Origin of the sequence: Thioclava sp. F42-5, from assembly GCF_002213195.1 — a bacterium.
Lineage (GTDB): Bacteria > Pseudomonadota > Alphaproteobacteria > Rhodobacterales > Rhodobacteraceae > Thioclava > Thioclava nitratireducens.
In genome coordinates, this window is the sequence record NZ_NBNZ01000001.1 from 119,306 (window position 1) to 135,009 (window position 15,704).

A 15,704-nucleotide genomic window follows, 5' to 3' on the forward strand; every position below is an offset into this window, starting at 1 on the left:
TTTCGTCAGATCAGGCAGTTTCCTCGACCGCGAGCCCCAGCTCCTCGATCATTGCATCGCGCATGACGAATTTCTGCGGCTTGCCGGAAACCGTCAGCGGCAGGCTCTCCTTGAACCGGATCACCGCCGGAATCTTGAAATGCGCGATCTCGTCGCGGCAGAACTCGCGGATAGCCTCCTCGGTCAACTCGGCGCCATTGCGCGGCACGATCCATGCGGCGACGATCTCGCCCAGCCGGTGATCCGGGATGCCGAAGACCTGCGCCTGACTGATATCGGGATGGGTGTAGAGGAACTCCTCGACCTCCCGCGGATAGACGTTTTCGCCGCCCCGCAGGATCATGTCCTTCACCCGTCCGGTGATGTTGCAATAGCCCTCGCTGTCGATCCGGGCGAGATCGCCCGTATGCATCCAGCCATCCGCATCGAGCGCATCATTCGTACGCTCGGGCTCGCCCCAATAGCCGCACATCACCGAGTAGCCACGCGTCAGCAGCTCGCCCTGCTCGCCCACATTGGCGAGCGAGCCATCCTCGCGCACGATCTTCACCTCGAGATGCGGCTGCACCTGACCCACCGAGGACACACGTTTTTCCAAGGGTGTATCGGTGGCCGACTGGAACGAGACCGGGGCGGTCTCGGTCATCCCGTAGGCGATCGTCACTTCCGACATGTGCATCTTCGATTGCACCTGCTTCATCACCTCGATCGGACAGGGTGCGCCCGCCATGATGCCGGTGCGCAGCGACGAAAGGTCGTGGTTCGCGAAATCGGGATGCTCCAGCATCGCGACGAACATGGTCGGCACGCCGTAAAGTGCGGTGCAGCGTTCGGCCGCGACACATGCCAGCGTGACAGGCGCGTCGAAGCCTTCGCTCGGCACGACGATAGCCGCGCCCTTGGTGACGCAGCCCAGCGTGCCCATCACCATCCCGAAGCAATGGTAGAACGGCACCGGGATGCAGACGCGGTCCTGTTCGGTCGCCAGCATTGCGCGGGTCACGAAATGCGCGTTGTTGACGATATTGCGATGCGTCAGGGTCGCGCCTTTCGGCGATCCGGTGGTGCCGGAGGTGAACTGGATGTTGATCGGCTCGTTCGGGTCGAGATGTTCGGTGAGAGCGTCGAGCGCGCCTTGGTTTTGCGCCGCACCCATCGCCTCGACATCCGAGAAGCGATGACAGCCGGGATGCTGGGTCTCTCCCAGAGTGATGATGTCGCGCAGATCGGGCAGTTTCATGGTTTCCAGCTGACCGGGCTCACTCTTCGCAAGCTCCGGCAGCAGGCGCTGGATCATCGACAGGTAATCCGAGCTCTTGAAAGTCTCGGCCAGCACCAGCGCCCGGCAACCGGTCTTGCGCAGCGCAAATTCCAGCTCGTGCAGGCGATAGGCCGGGTTGATGTTCACGAGGATCACCCCGATCCGCGCCGTCGCGAACTGCGTCAGCAGCCATTCCGAACGGTTGGGCGACCAGATACCGAGCCGGTCGCCATGCCGAAGCCCGAGCGCGAGCAGCCCCGAGGCGAGCCGGTCGACCCGCTGCGCGAACTCCGCCCAGGTCCAGCGAATGCCCTCCGAGGTGAAGATGGCGCCGTCGCGATCGGGCCAACGCTCGGCAGTGCGCTTGAGCACGGCTGGGATCGTATCCTCGATCAGCGGGGTATCGGTCGGCCCGGCTACATGGGCCAGACCACGTTTCGGCACCACGCCGAGATCTGAGTGCGGGTTGCTCTCGCTTTGCATGACTTCCTCCTCTGGCTCCCCATCGCCGGCACATTCGGCCGATGATCCTCCTTGGGGCGCTCACATTAAATGAACGATGGTTCATTTAATGCAACCCTAAACCGCAGAAACAAGAAAATCATGCTGCGCTCGCGAAACCGTGTTCGAGGCGATCGCGCCTTCGGAACCCTGCAAAACCTGACGACTCGCGGCATTTCTGCTATGGTTGAAAGTAGTCTAATCTTCTGAGGGAGGAGCGATGATGCGACCGGAACTCATGACACGCCGCCGCGCATTGCGTCTCGCGTTCGAGCGTTACATCGAGGCAGACAAGGCATGGCGCGACGCGCTCGTGGGCTTGAACGACTGGTTCCCGCGCAGCGCGAACCGTCGTCCGGGGCTGATCGGAAATCCGGGTTCGCCGATCCGACGGCTTTACGATGCGCGCAGCCGGGCGCTGCTGCGCCTAGAAGTCACGCAGGTCAAACTGGCCACTGCGAAACGGCGACTGGCAGAGCGCCGCGCGCGCGAGCTGCCGCCCGTGTTTCTGATCGGGCCGCCCTGCTGAGCAAGGGCGACGCACTCGCAGATTTCACCCGACAGGACGGCGGCGGCACGTGTCCTCCGTCCGGGGGTGCTTGTCATTTCCAAAACTCTGACGCAGCTTCGCAACGGGCAGCACCGTTCGAGCGACGGCGCGGCGCGGGTCGCGACTCGCCGATAGGCCCCCGATACGACCTTTCTGGAGAGCTTCATGCGCACGTTCGTCACGATCACCCACGAGGATTGCCTCGCTCACGACACCGGGCCCACCCATCGCGAGCGGCCGTGGCGCCTCGAGACGGTGCGCGGCCTGATCGACGAGATGGAGCTGCCGGTCATCGAGGCGCGCGAGGCGAGCGACGAGGATCTCCTGCTGGGCCACGACGCGGCTTATCTTGAAGCGCTCGAAGAGGTCTTCGCACGTGAGGAACATGCAGATCTCGATTCGGACACGCATGTTTCGCCGGGCTCGCGCCGTGCGAGCCGCCTGGGCGCGGGCGGGGCCTTGCAGGCCGTCGATCTCGTTCTCACGGGCGAGGCCGAGCGCGTGTTCGTCGCGACTCGCCCGCCCGGGCACCACGCATCGCGGACGCGGGCGATGGGGTTCTGCATCTACGGCAATACCGGGCTTGCGGCGCTGCATGCGCTCGAACGTCACGGCCTGTCGCGCGTCGCGGTGCTCGATTTCGACGTGCATCACGGCAACGGTACGCAGGATATCCTTTGGGACGAGCCGCGCAGCCTGTTCATCTCGTCGCATCAGGAGCCCAAGTCGCTCTGGCCCGGCACCGGGGCGCGGTCGGAGACGGGCGCGCATGACAACGTGCTCAACCTGCCGCTCGCCAGTGGCAGCGGCGCGTCCGAGATGAAGGTCGCCTGGGAGGACGGGCTTGCCCGGTTGGAGGCCTTCAATCCGGAATTGATCATCGTATCCGCCGGGTTCGACGCGCATCGCGAGGACGACATCTCGGGCCTGCTCTGGACCGCCGGGGATTACTGGTGGCTGACGAGCGCGATCCGTGGCGTCGCGCGCCGTTGCTGCGACGGGCGCTTGGTTTCCTGCCTGGAAGGCGGCTACAACCCGACCGCGCTCGCGGAAGGCGCAGCCGCGCATCTCGAGGCGCTTGCGAAGTGATCGCCGGGGCGCGCTCATATCAGGGGCGCGACAGGCGATGCCCGGTCCGCTCAGTTTCCGCGAAAACCTGAAGCAGGCACGAAATGGCACGTAACCGCTATTACACCGGCCCGGTCAGCGACCATTTCGACGGCGAGCGTTTTCACCCGCATGGCCAGCCGTCCACGGATCGCTCCTTTCGCGACATCCTCAAATGGCGGCGCGAAGGGCAGCGCGCCCGGTGGCCCAAGCACGTCCCCATTGAGCCGAGCGTGCCGCCCGAGCGCAGCGACGCGGCGCGGCTCACCATGGTCGGCCATGCCTCGGTTCTCATTCAGGTCGCAGGGCTCAACCTGCTGACCGATCCGGTCTGGTCGGACCGCGCGAGCCCGCTGCGCTTTGCCGGGCCTAGGCGCGTCACCGCGCCCGGGATCGCCTTCGACCACCTTCCGCCCATCGACGCGGTCCTGATCAGCCATAACCATTACGACCATCTCGACACCGTCACTTTGCGCAAACTGCACAAACGCCACCGTCCACGGATGGTGATGCCGCTAGGGACCGATGCGACGGTGCGAAAGGCGGTACGAGGGGCGCGGATCGAGATCGGCGATTGGCACGACCGCATCGCGCTGTACCCAGAGATCTCGGTCACGCTGACGCCCGCGAACCACTGGTCGGCACGGGGCCTCGGCGACCGCCGAATGGCTCTCTGGAGCGGCTTCTGGATCGACACGCCGCAGAGCCGGATCTGGTTCGCGGGCGATACCGGCTATGGCGACGGGGCGATTTTTCGCGACATCCGCGCCCGGCACGGTGCGCCAGACATCGCGGTGATCCCGATCGGAGCCTATGAGCCGCGCTGGTTCATGCAGCCCCAGCATGTCGCGCCCGAAGAGGCCGTGCGCATCTTCACCGATATCGGCCCCGCCCAAGCGCTCGGCTGTCACTGGGGCACGTTCCAGCTGACCGACGAGCCGCGCGAGGAGCCGCCCACCCTGCTGGGTCAAAGCCTCGCGGCCTCCGGGATCGCGGCGGACCGGTTCCGAGCCTTCGCGCCCGGCGAGGTCTATTTGGCACCCTCGACAGGGTAACAGCGTCGCACCTTCTTGTGGTGACGCAATCGAGCGGTCAAATTGAGGGCAGCGGGAATTCGGCTGTGCCGTCCCCTTCCCCGGGACGATCACGCGGCGGAAAGAGAGGGTTGAGATGAGCTGGTCCTATTCACTCGGCAAGATCGGCGGCACTGTGCTCAGGGTCCATGTCACCTTCGTTCTGCTGATCATCTGGATCACCGCCACCGCCTGGGCAGCGGAGGGGCCGCAGGCGGCGCTGGTCAACATGCTCTTCATCCTGTCGGTCTTCGCCTGCGTCGTGCTCCATGAATTCGGCCATGCGACGATGGCGGCGCGGTTCGGCGTGCGAACGCCCGACATCACGCTTCTGCCGATCGGCGGCCTCGCGCGGCTGGAGCGGATTCCGGAAAATCCCAAGCAGGAAATTCTGATCGCCGTGGCGGGGCCCGCGGTCAATGTCGTGATCTTCCTGATCCTGACGATCTTCCTCGGCGGTCGCGGCTGGCTCAGCGATCTGCAATCGCTCGACAATCCCGCGCAAAGTTTCTGGGGCCGGCTTGCGCTGGTCAACGCGCTTCTCGTCGCGTTCAACCTGATCCCGGCCTTCCCGATGGATGGCGGGCGGGTCTTCCGAGCGGCTCTCGCGCTGTTCATGGACCGGGTGAAAGCGACGCAGGTCGCAGCCCGAACCGGGCAGGTCATCGCCGTGCTCTTCGCCTATTGGGGTCTGACGAGCGGCAACCCAATCCTCGTGCTGATCGCGGTGTTCATCTTCTTCGCGGCGGGATCGGAAAGCTCCGACGCGGCGATGCGCGGTCTGGCCCATCGGGCGGCGGCGCGCGACGCCGTCATCACCTCCTTCGTGTCGCTGACACCGGAAGATACGATCGACACCGCCGCGCAGGCGATCCTGCACAGCTCGCAATCGGAGTTTCCCGTGCTCTCGCCCGAAGGACAGATCCTCGGCTTCGTCACCCGCGAGAGCGTGCTGGCCCGGCCCGATCCCGAGTTCCGCCAGACACCGGTCTCCGAGATCATGTTCAGCGATGTGCCGGTCGTTTCGCTGAAGACCGGGATGGACGACGTGCTCGACGCCTTCGCGCGGCAGCGCATCCCGGCGGTGGCGGTGGTGGGGGCGAACGGCAATTTCGTGGGCTTCATCAACCGCGAGAATATCGGCGAATGGTTCATCCTCGCCCGCGCCCCTAGCGTGCGGCGCGGAGGGTAAGCCCGAAAGCGGCGCCCTGCTCTAGAGATAGACCGACAAGCCTCGCCAGCCCGCAAGCACAGCCGAAATCGCCATGACCACGATGGCGATCGTCCGGTACTGGGCGTTGTCGAGCCGCGCGAAGGCCGTAGTGCCCGCCCATGTGCCGAGCGCCAGCGCGGGCACCGAAACCAGCGTCAGCCAGAGCGCATCGCCATTCACGGCCCCCGCAAGGATCAGCCCGGGCGTTGCCAACAGCGAGGCCACGAAGAAGAATAGCAACAACGAGGCCCGCGTCTGCATCGCCGTGGTGCCTGCCCCGAGGTAATAGGCCACTGCGGGCGGCCCCGGCATCGCCGCGAGCCCGGAAAACGCGCCCGAGGCGACGCCCGCCAGCAGCGCGAGCCCGCCATGGGGATGCGGGCGCGCAGGCTTGTAGCGCAACAGCAGCGTCAGCCCCGCGAGTACGGCGAGCGCGATCATCACCCGCGCGGCATCGGCGCTGACCGTGCTGAGCGCGAAAATCCCGACCGGCGTGCCCACAATCGCGCCCAGCGACAGCCGCGCAAGCGAGGGTTTGTGCACATGCCCGTGAAGCGTGAAAAGATCGCGGCACCCGACCACGACCTGCAGCAGCACCGCCAGCGTCACCGCCTCGATCGGCGGCACCATCAGCGAGACGATCGGCACCGCGGCCAGCGCGAAACCGAACCCCGCAATGCCGCGCAGGAAGGCCGAGAAGAACACGGCGGTGATGACCAGCAGGGTCGTTGCGCTCAGCATCCGGTCACGTCTCGGCCTGCGCGATGCGCGCTGCACAGCCTGCGGCACAGAAGGCGACCAGCCCCTCGACCGAGGCTTGCGCATCGGACTGCGAGGCCAGCGCCGCGATCCGCCATTCCGAGGTGAGGAAGGCCAGAAGGGCTGCAACCGAATAGACGAACCCTTCTGCCACCACCGCCCGGCCCACCTTGGGATGCAGCGCGCAGATTTCATCCATGAAACGCTGTGCGGTCGGGTCGAAAAGATCGGTAGAAATATCGGCCCAGGCCGGATCGGCCGAGACCATCGCCACCAGCCGCGCATAGGCCAGCCATTGCGGATCGCTGCCTGCCGCCTTCGCCAGATAGGGCCGGAAGAAGCAGCCGAGGATCGCCGTCAGATCGAGCGCCCCCTGCCCCTTCGCCTGCGCCAGAGCCTCCAGACGCAGACGCGCCAGCTCTTCGGCGCGCCGCTCCACCACTTCGCGAAACAGCGCCTCTTTTGAGCCCCCGTGATGGTTCACCAGACCCAGCGGCACCTCGGCCAGCGCGGCGATGTCGCGCACCTTCGCGCCCTCGAATCCGTCCCGCGCGAACACCGTTTCCGCCGCATCGAGAATCCGTGAACGGCTCGCGAGAGAGCGCTTCGACGGCGCTCTAAGCCTTTGTTTCTCGGTCGTCTTTTTCGTCATCAGATCGGGGCTTGCTTATTTTGAACAATGGTTCAATTTAAAAACGTCTGGGAGGAGACGCAAGATGACAGATACGAGGGGCAGGTTCGCCCTGATCGGCGCGGGCCCGATGGGTCTGGCCGCGGCCAAGGTGCTGGGCGAACAAGGGGTAGACTATCAGGGGTTCGAACTGCACAGCGATGTGGGCGGGCTCTGGGATATCGAGGGCGCGCATTCGACGATGTATGAAAGCGCGCATCTGATTTCCTCGAAGCGGATGACGGAATTCACCGATTTCCCGATGCGCGAGGAGGTGGCGGAATATCCCAGCCACCGCGAGATGGCGCAGTATTTCCGCGATTTCGCCGATCATTTCGACATTCGGCGCCATTACCGCTTCAACGCCAAGGTGACGAAGGTTGAACCGCTGGGCGGCGATGGCGAAGGCTGGCGGGTCAGTTGGCGCGATAGCGAGGGCGAGCATTCCGAGATCTATGCAGGCGTTCTGATCGCCAATGGCACGCTCTCCGAACCGAACATGCCGGAGTTCCCCGGCCAGTTCGACGGCGAGTTGATCCACTCCTCGGCCTATCGCGACCCGTCGCAATTCACCGGCAAGCGCGTGCTCGTCGTGGGCGCGGGCAATTCGGGCTGCGACATCGCGGTGGACGCGATCCATCACGGCAAAAGCTGCGATCTTTCGATGCGACGCGGCTATTACTTCGTGCCGAAATACGTCTTCGGCAAACCCGCCGACACGCTAGGCGGCGCAATCAAGCTGCCGATGTGGCTCAAGCGCAAGATCGACGGCGCGCTGCTGAAATGGTTCGTCGGCGATCCGCAGAAATATGGGTTTCCCAAGCCCGATTACAAACTCTACGAGAGCCATCCGATCGTGAACTCGCTGGTGCTGTTCCACGCAGGTCACGGCGATCTAAAAGTGCGCGCGGATATCGAAAGGCTCGACGGCAAAACGGTGCACTTCAAGGATGGCGCGCAGGCCGAGTATGACATGATCCTCGCGGCCACCGGCTACAAGCTGCACTACCCCTTCATCGCGCCGGAGCTGCTGAACTGGCAAGGCGACGCACCGCATCTGTACCTTAACGCGATGCACCCCAAGCGCGACGATCTCTTCGTGCTGGGAATGCTCGAGGCGAGCGGGCTTGGCTGGCAGGGCCGTCACGAGCAGGCCGAGATGGTGGCGCGCTACATTCGCGGGCTGCGCGAGGGATCGGAGGCCGCGAAGCGCCTGCAGGCGAAGAAGGCCGAGGGGTTCGAGCGTGCGACCGGCGGCATGGCCTATCTCAAGCTCGCGCGGATGGCCTATTACGTGGACAAGGCGACCTATCGCAAGGCGGTCACCGGCTGGATCAAGGCGCTCGGCGGGAAGGCCCCGGCATGACCGGGCTCGACGCGGTCCGGCTGAACTTCAGCCCCGGCGCCCTGCATCTGCTCAACGCGATCCTCGGCATCGTCATGTTCTCGGTCGCGATCGACCTCTCCCCCCGCGATTTCCGCCCGCTGGTGCGCAGGCCCTGGGCGCTGATCGTGGGCTTCACGTCGCAGTTTCTGGTGCTGCCCGCGCTGACCTTCGGGCTGGTGCTGGCGCTGCAACCCAGCCCGTCGATTGCGCTCGGGCTGATCCTCGTCGCGGCTTGTCCCGGCGGGAATGTCTCGAACTTCTTCACCCATCGGGCGGGCGGGAACACGGCGCTGTCGGTCTCGCTGACCGCCTTCGCCACGGCGGCGGCGATCGTGCTGACGCCGCTAAATATCGCGTTCTGGGGCAGCCTTTACGCCCCGACGCGCGCGCTGCTGCACGAGACCCATATCGACCCGGTGAGCGTGGCGATCACCGTGGGTATCATGCTGCTGTTGCCGCTGATCGCCGGGATCGCGCTGAACCATTACCGCTACGATCTGACGACCCGCATTCGCGATCCGCTGAAATGGGTGTCGATGGCGATTTTCGTGGCTTTCGTGGCGCTCTCGCTCAGCGCCAACTGGTCCTATTTCGTCCAATTCGTCGGGCTGATCGCGGGGATGGTGGTGCTGCACAACGCACTGGCCTTCGCGGGCGGCTATGGCACCGCGACGCTGGCGCGGCTTTCGCCCTTCGACCGGCGCGCGATCACCATCGAGACGGGGATCCAGAATTCAGGTCTCGGCCTCGTGCTGATATTCGCCTTCTTCGGAGGTTTGGGCGGCATGGCAATCGTCGCGGCTTTCTGGGGCATCTGGCACATCATCGCGGGCTTCGCGATCTCGACATTCATGAGACGAAAGGAGGCCGCGCGATGACCCGGATCCTGATTACCGGTGCGGGCGGCATGATCGGCCGCGTGCTGACCGCTGAACTCGCCGAAAGTGGCCATGAGGTCATCGCGACCGATCTGGCATGCCCCGACAACTTGCCCGAAGCCGTGCGCTTCGTGGCGATGGACGTCACCACCGACGCCCCCTGCAAGGTCATCGCGCGCGAACGGCCAGAGGTGATCGTGCATCTCGCCTCCATCGTGACGCCCGGTCCCGGCATGGGGCGCGAGCTCGCCTACCGCGTCGATGTGGAGGGCACGCGCAAGGTGCTCGCGGCTGCGCTTTCGGTCGGGGTTCGGCGACTTGTCGTGACCTCCTCGGGCGCGGCCTATGGCTATCACGCCGACAACCCCGTGCCGCTGCGCGAAAGCGATCCGGTGCGCGGCAACCCCGAGTTCGCCTATGCCGATCACAAGCGGCAGGTCGAGGAGATGCTGGCCGAAGCGCGCGCCACCCACCCTGCCCTCGAGCAGGTCGTGCTGCGGGTCGGAACGGTTCTTGGCAAGGGCACCGACAACCAGATCACCGCGCTGTTTCGCAAGCCGCGCCTGCTCGCGATCCGGGGTTGCGAGAGCCCTTTCGTCTTCATCTGGACCCGCGATCTGGCGCGCATCCTTATACGTGCCGCGACCGATGGCCCGCCTGGCATCTTCAACGTCGCGGGAGACGGCGCACTGGGCGTCACCGACCTCGCAAGACGTCTGGGCAAACCGGTGCGCCGCCTGCCCGCGCTCGGCATCAAGGCCGCGCTCGCCATCGCCCATCCGCTGGGCCTGAGCCGCTACGGGCCCGAACAGGTGCGCTTTCTGCAATACCGCCCCGTCCTTGCGAACGACGCATTGAAGGAAGTCTTCGGCTACACGCCAGAGCTGACCAGCGCCGAAGTCTTTGACCTCTGGGCGCGCGAGGCCGGGCTATGAGCGCGCGCGTCGCGGTAATCTCGGGCGGCGCCGGGGGGCTTGGGCAGGCGCTCTCGGCGGGGCTGCGCGCCGAGGGCTGGCAGGTCGTGCTGCTCGACCGGGATATCTCGGGCCTTACCGCCGCGCCGAATGAAGAGGCCATCGCCTGCGATCTGACCGATCCGGCGCAACTGGAGACAGCCTGCGATGACATCCGCGCACGTCACCCCCGGATCGAGCTCGCGATCTACAACGCGGGCGTCACCCAGATCGGGCCGTTCTCCGAGCTGAGCGAGGCCGCACATCGCAAGGTCTTCGAAATCAACTATTTCGCGGCAACCGCGATGGCGCGGCATTTCCTCGAACCGCTGCGGGAAAGCCACGGCACGCATCTGGCGATTTCTTCGGTGGCGGGATTCTCGCCGCTCTATCACCGCACCGCCTATGCCGCGTCGAAACATGCGTTGGAAGGGTTCTTCAAATCGTTGCGTTCGGAGGAGGCTCCTCACGGCGTGCGCGTGAAGATCGCAGCCCCCTCCTTCGTGGCAACAAATCTAGACCGGGCCGAGCGGCAATCAGACGGCATCGCACGTCCCGGAGCGGCTGCGGACGGGGTGGATTACATGACGCCGGAGGCTGCCGCGCAGGTGATCCTCGCCGGGCTGAAGCGCAACCGCCCGATGATCCCGGTAGGCCGCGTCGCGCGGCTCGCGTGGTGGATCAGCCGCGCCTCGCCCGGGCTGTTCCAGCGGCTCATGGAGCGTAACATCGCGCGCGATCCTTCCTGACTTCCGCAGCCGCGACCTTTCGCAGCAGGACATGAGAAATTGCGCCCAACTTGATCGAGCGCATTGAAGCGACCCGTGCCCCCGGCGCTAATCTGCCCGTGATGAGGCTCCGGGTCGCGTTTTGCGCCCCCCTCACCGAACGAGTTTCAAGGGGAACGCGACATGAGTGTGACACAGCATGAAACCCCGCATGGCGGGATGCCCGGCTGGGCGTGGAGCGTGGTCGTCGCGGCAGGCCTCGTTGCGTGGTGGGGGATCTACCGCCAGCTCCCGGCCCTCTCCGAATGGATCGTCTCGTTCCTGCCGGTCGCCCGCGACACGCATACTGGCGAGGCGCTGGCCTTCTTCTTCTACGACGTCCCGAAAGTGATGATGCTGCTCACCCTGATCGTCTTCGCGATGGGGGTCGTGCGCAGCTTCTTCAGCCCGGAAAAAACCCGCGCGCTTCTCTCGGGCAAGCGCGAGGGCGTCGGCAACGTGATGGCGGCGGGCTTGGGCGTCTTGACGCCGTTCTGCTCCTGCTCGGCGGTGCCGCTCTTCATCGGCTTCGTCTCCGCGGGCATTCCGCTGGGCGTCACCTTTTCGTTCCTGATCGCAGCCCCGATGGTCAACGAAGTGGCGCTGATCCTGCTCATCGGCCTCGTCGGCTGGCCCGTGGCGTTGGTCTATCTCGGCTTCGGCCTCGCCATCGCGATCGTCGCGGGCTGGGTGATCGGCAGGCTCCATGTCGAGGGCTGGCTGCAGGACTGGGTGCGCGACATCCATTCCGGCGCGACCACCCCGGGCGCGGTCGAGAGCGACGATCTAAGTATGACCGACCGCTATCGCCTTGGCCTCGAGGCGGTGCGCGAGATCTTCTCCAGGGTCTGGATCTGGATCATCATCGGTATCGCGATGGGCGCGCTGATCCACGGCTATGTGCCGCAAGACCTGATGGTGCGTATCATGGGTTCGGGCACGTGGTGGTCGGTGCCCGCGGCGGTGCTGATGGGCATACCGATGTACACCAACGCCGCAGGCGTCATCCCGATCGTCGAGGCGCTTCTGGGCAAGGGCGCGGCGCTCGGCACGGTTCTGGCCTTCATGATGTCGGTGATCGCGCTGTCGATGCCCGAGATGATCATCCTGCGTCAGGTCCTGAAACTGCGCCTGATCGCGGTCTTCATCGGGGTCGTCGCCAGCGGGATCCTTGCCGTCGGCTTCCTGTTCAACGCATTGTTCTAAGGAGAAAAGATATGAAGGACGTCAAGGTCTACGGCCCCGGCTGCAAGCGCTGCGAAAAGACCGAGGAGATGGTCAAGGAAGCGGCCGCCAAGCTCGGCATCGAGGTGTCGGTCGAGAAGGTTACCGACCCCCGCGCGATCGCCATGGCAGGCGTGATGTCGACCCCCGGCGTCTCGGTCGACGGGAAGCTGGTGCATACGGGCGGCCTGCCGGATAGCGGCAAGCTCGAGCGGTGGCTATCGGCCTGAGCGAACCCTACCTCACCGAAAGTGAGCCAAAAAGAAGACCCCGCGCCGGGTAGCGCGGGGTCTCTCATTTCAAAGCGCGAAGGCTCAGTTCAGTTCGCTCGCGCGCTCGGCATCGACCGTCTTCGAAGCCTCGTCGACCGCGGATTGCAGGTCGTCGAACACTTCGCCACCGTTCTGGACGTTGTCCTTGAACCAGCCATAGACCGGCTGCGCCGCATCCTGGAACTGCTTCTTCTGCTCGGGCGTCGGCACGTAGATCTCGCCGCCGTCCTTCTTGAACTCCTCATAGGCGGCAATCGACTTGCGCTTGGGCGAAGCGAAGGTCGCCTGCTGGAGCGCCGCGAACCCGTCCACGATCACGCGCTGCATGTCGGGCGACATGTCCTTGAACTTCTGGTTATTCATCCACCACAGCGCCGCCATGTAGGCATGCCCGTCGAGCGTGACGTATTTCAGCCCGGCCTCGGGGAATTTCATGTTCATGATGTCGGTGATGCCGTTCTTGGTGCCGTCCACGACGCCGGTCTGCAGCGCGGTGAACAGTTCCGGCCACGGGATCGGGGTCGGCGAGGCACCCATCGCTTTCACCAGCTCCTGCGGCAGGTCCGCGACGATGGTGCGGATTTTCATGCCTTTCAGATCCTCGGGCGTTTTCACCGTGTGCTTGGTGTTGGCGAAGTTGCGCCAGCCGCCGGTGTTTCCGATCGTCATCAGGCGGATCATGTTGTCGCTGTCCGCCAGCGCCATCTTGCGCAGCTGCGAGGTGAAGTCGGTATGGGTCAGCACCTCTTCGGCAACCCGGTCGTTCGGCATCAGATACGGCAGGTCGAGCACCTGCACATAGGGGAAGATCCCCGCAGCCCCGCCCGAGGTCGAGATGTAGATGTCGAGCGAGCCATCCGCGATGCCCTGCAGACACTCTGCCCCATTCGAGCACAGCTGCGTGCCAATGAAGAGGTCGACCTTGATCTTCCCGTTCGAGGCGTTCTCGACATAGTTCTTGAACACGACGAGACCGTCGTAATCCTCGTCATTCGTGTTCGAGTTGGCGACCGCGCGCAGCGTGATCGTATCGTCCTGAGCCTGCGCGGCCATGCCGAGCCCCGAGGCCAGCACGGCCCCCAGCGCAAGCGATTTCACGAAAGTTCTGAGCATCATTTCCTCCCTATATGCTTCAGTATCGTTTTAGTTGGCGAACCCCGTCAGACGGGGAATGGTCATCGAAATCGCGGGGAAGTAGGTGATCAGGAAGATCACGGCCACTTCGACCGCGAGGAACGGCAGGATCGCGCGGGCGATGGTCTCCACCCGTTCCTTCGACACCGCGGCGGCCACGAACAGCACCAGCCCCATCGGCGGCGTGGCGAGCCCCACGGTCAGGTTCACGCTCATGATGATCGCGAAATGAATCGGATCGACCCCGAGCCCGGTGAAAATCGGCGCGAGGATCGGCCCCAGCACGATGATCGCGGGGCCCGCGTCGAGGAACATCCCGACGATGAACAGCAGGATGTTGATCAGGAACAGCAGGATCAGCGGGTTCTGCGACAGGCCGAGGATGAACTCCGCCAGCGCTTCGGGGGCGTGCGACAGGCTGACGACCGTCTTGAACGCCATCGCCGCGCCCACGAGCAGCAGCACCACCGAGGACGTCAGCCCCGCCCGCATCAGGATATGCGGCAGGTCGCTCCAGCGCAGCGTGCGCAGGATGAAGAGGCCGACGATCAGCGCGTAGGCCACGGCGATCGCGGCGGCCTCGGTCGGGGTGAAAACGCCGCCCAAGATACCGCCCAGAATGATGACCGGCGTCATCAGCGGGAAGAAGGCGCGCAAACTCGCCTGTCCCCGCTCGGGCCATGTGTGTTTCTTCGAGGCGGGCGGAAACCCGTGCTTGTTGGCCATGAACTTGACCATCACCATCAGCCCGACACCGACCAGAACGCCAGGCACGATCCCCGCAAGGAAAAGCGCCGCGACCGACTGGCCCATCACATAGGCATAGATGATCATGATGCCCGAAGGCGGGATGATCGGCCCGATCACCGAACTGGCCGCGGTGATCGCAGCGGCGAATTTACGGGTGTAGCCCTGCTGCTCCATCGCCGGAATCAGCATAGAGCCCAGCGCGGACGTATCGGCCACTGCCGAGCCCGAAAGCCCCGCGAACAGCATCGAGGACAGGATGTTCACATGCGCGAGGCCGCCGCGCAGATGGCCCATCATCGCCTCGGAGAACTCCACCAGACGGCGCGTGATGCCGCCCGAGTTCATCATCTCGCCGGCGAGCATGAAGAACGGGATGGCAAGCAGCGGGAAGCTGTCCATCCCGTTGTAAAGGTTGCGGTAAAGCAGCGCGAAGTCGCGCTCCTGCCCGTTCAGGAGCAGCATCGCGCCCGGGGCCGCGAGCAGCGCGAAGAAGATCGGGAAGCCGATCAGGATCAGGACGAGGAAAAGCGGAAGGAACCAGACCAACATCACTCTGCCCCTCCAGCGATCGCGAGCACGGGCGGCAGCGGGTCGTCCCCGGTGCGCAGGGCCAGCAGGTTGCGCAGGATCAGCTCGATATTGACGAGCACCAGAAGCGCGAAACCCACCACGAGCGAGGCCATCATCCAGCTGCGCGGCACACGGATCCAGGCGTCGAAGGCAAGGCTGTCGGGCACCCAGAGAGAGGCGGTCGCGAATTTGCCGCCAAAGCCGGTGATCCCGTCCCAGCCGAGTTTCAGCGCCGCGACCGAGACCATCAGCGAGAACACCAGAAGCACCAGCGTCAGGCCGCGCGCGACCAGCTTCGGCAGCATCGCCGCGAGCATGTCGATCGCCACGAACCCGCCCGAGCGGAAGGCCGAGGGCGCCATCAGCCCCCCCATCCAGAGCATGCAGAACCGCGCCGCCTCGTCAGGCCAGGGCAGCGCGTTGTTGAGCACGTAGCGAAACCAGATCTGGATCAGGATCGCGATGACCATCGCCGCCACGGCGACGACGCCCGCCCAGCGTCCGATCGCGAGCAGGATGTCGTTCAGCCGGACCAGAGGCCTGGCCAGGATTGTCAGCAGGGTCATGCGCGCGTTTCCTCCCTCGCGATCCCTTGAAGGCCCGGCGCCGCGCTCCTCCTGCGCGGCCCGGGCCGT

Annotated in this window: 16 protein-coding genes; 10 read left to right on the forward strand and 6 right to left on the reverse strand. The window is 65.0% G+C overall.

All coding sequences use genetic code 11. The annotated features are described in order from the left end of the window. Positions 1–10: 10 nt before the first annotated feature. On the reverse strand, positions 11–1,744 hold the full coding sequence (locus B6V74_RS00535) for an AMP-binding protein (RefSeq protein ID WP_088721684.1): 1,734 nt from the start codon (positions 1,742–1,744) through the stop codon (positions 11–13). Between the two features lie 241 nt (positions 1,745–1,985). Here B6V74_RS00535 and B6V74_RS00540 point away from each other — a divergent pair, with 241 nt between their 5' ends. From B6V74_RS00540 to B6V74_RS00555, 4 genes are all read left to right on the forward strand, one after another. After that, a complete protein-coding gene (locus B6V74_RS00540) occupies positions 1,986–2,291 on the forward strand; it encodes a hypothetical protein (protein ID WP_088719384.1) in 306 nt (101 codons plus the stop codon). 186 nt (positions 2,292–2,477) lie between these two features. Continuing rightward, positions 2,478–3,401 carry a histone deacetylase family protein gene (locus B6V74_RS00545; RefSeq protein ID WP_088721685.1) on the forward strand — a complete coding sequence of 308 codons (924 nt, stop codon included), beginning with the start codon at positions 2,478–2,480 and terminating at the stop codon, positions 3,399–3,401. Between the two features lie 83 nt (positions 3,402–3,484). Further along, positions 3,485–4,474, forward strand: coding sequence for an MBL fold metallo-hydrolase (locus tag B6V74_RS00550; RefSeq protein WP_088721686.1), 990 nt, complete (start codon positions 3,485–3,487; stop codon positions 4,472–4,474). Between the two features lie 115 nt (positions 4,475–4,589). After that, positions 4,590–5,684 carry a site-2 protease family protein gene (locus tag B6V74_RS00555; RefSeq protein WP_088721687.1) on the forward strand — a complete coding sequence of 365 codons (1,095 nt, stop codon included), beginning with the start codon at positions 4,590–4,592 and terminating at the stop codon, positions 5,682–5,684. 21 nt (positions 5,685–5,705) lie between these two features. On the opposite strand, the gene B6V74_RS00560 is transcribed toward B6V74_RS00555, so the two are convergent. Both B6V74_RS00560 and B6V74_RS00565 read right to left on the reverse strand, forming a co-directional pair. After that, positions 5,706–6,446, reverse strand: a complete 741-nt coding sequence (locus B6V74_RS00560; RefSeq protein WP_206185167.1) for a sulfite exporter TauE/SafE family protein — start codon at positions 6,444–6,446, stop codon at positions 5,706–5,708. A gap of 4 nt (positions 6,447–6,450) precedes the next feature. Further along, complete coding sequence (locus B6V74_RS00565) at positions 6,451–7,116, reverse strand: TetR/AcrR family transcriptional regulator (protein ID WP_206184175.1); 666 nt, start codon at positions 7,114–7,116, stop codon at positions 6,451–6,453. Between the two features lie 64 nt (positions 7,117–7,180). On the opposite strand from B6V74_RS00565, the gene B6V74_RS00570 reads away from it, so the two are divergent. The 6 genes from B6V74_RS00570 to B6V74_RS00595 all read left to right on the forward strand — a co-directional run bounded on the left by B6V74_RS00570 (position 7,181) and on the right by B6V74_RS00595 (position 12,573). Then, the gene (locus tag B6V74_RS00570) at positions 7,181–8,500 is read left to right on the forward strand and encodes an NAD(P)-binding domain-containing protein (RefSeq protein ID WP_075774658.1); all 1,320 of its coding nucleotides are present in this window, start codon (positions 7,181–7,183) and stop codon (positions 8,498–8,500) included. Then, on the forward strand, positions 8,497–9,399 hold the full coding sequence (locus tag B6V74_RS00575; RefSeq protein ID WP_088721688.1) for a bile acid:sodium symporter family protein: 903 nt from the start codon (positions 8,497–8,499) through the stop codon (positions 9,397–9,399). Before B6V74_RS00570 ends, B6V74_RS00575 begins: the two co-directional genes overlap by 4 nt. After that, positions 9,396–10,334 carry an SDR family oxidoreductase gene (locus B6V74_RS00580; protein WP_088718791.1) on the forward strand — a complete coding sequence of 313 codons (939 nt, stop codon included), beginning with the start codon at positions 9,396–9,398 and terminating at the stop codon, positions 10,332–10,334. The genes B6V74_RS00575 and B6V74_RS00580 overlap by 4 nt, the downstream gene beginning before the upstream one ends. Next, positions 10,331–11,101, forward strand: a complete 771-nt coding sequence (locus B6V74_RS00585; protein ID WP_088721689.1) for an SDR family NAD(P)-dependent oxidoreductase — start codon at positions 10,331–10,333, stop codon at positions 11,099–11,101. The genes B6V74_RS00580 and B6V74_RS00585 overlap by 4 nt, the downstream gene beginning before the upstream one ends. 198 nt (positions 11,102–11,299) lie before the next feature. Continuing rightward, positions 11,300–12,325 carry a permease gene (locus B6V74_RS00590; protein ID WP_088721690.1) on the forward strand — a complete coding sequence of 342 codons (1,026 nt, stop codon included), beginning with the start codon at positions 11,300–11,302 and terminating at the stop codon, positions 12,323–12,325. A gap of 11 nt (positions 12,326–12,336) precedes the next feature. Further along, positions 12,337–12,573, forward strand: coding sequence for a thioredoxin family protein (locus B6V74_RS00595; protein ID WP_088718794.1), 237 nt, complete (start codon positions 12,337–12,339; stop codon positions 12,571–12,573). An 84-nt stretch (positions 12,574–12,657) separates the two neighbouring features. On the opposite strand, the gene dctP is transcribed toward B6V74_RS00595, so the two are convergent. Genes dctP through B6V74_RS00610 form a run of 3 tightly spaced genes read right to left on the reverse strand, consistent with a single transcriptional unit; the run spans position 12,658 to position 15,635 of the window. Continuing rightward, positions 12,658–13,728 carry a TRAP transporter substrate-binding protein DctP gene (dctP, locus tag B6V74_RS00600; protein WP_075774754.1) on the reverse strand — a complete coding sequence of 357 codons (1,071 nt, stop codon included), beginning with the start codon at positions 13,726–13,728 and terminating at the stop codon, positions 12,658–12,660. A gap of 30 nt (positions 13,729–13,758) precedes the next feature. Further along, positions 13,759–15,048, reverse strand: coding sequence for a TRAP transporter large permease (locus B6V74_RS00605; protein ID WP_075774653.1), 1,290 nt, complete (start codon positions 15,046–15,048; stop codon positions 13,759–13,761). Continuing rightward, positions 15,048–15,635, reverse strand: a complete 588-nt coding sequence (locus tag B6V74_RS00610) for a TRAP transporter small permease subunit (protein ID WP_075774652.1) — start codon at positions 15,633–15,635, stop codon at positions 15,048–15,050. The genes B6V74_RS00605 and B6V74_RS00610 overlap by 1 nt, the downstream gene beginning before the upstream one ends. Between the last annotated feature and the right edge of the window lie 69 nt (positions 15,636–15,704).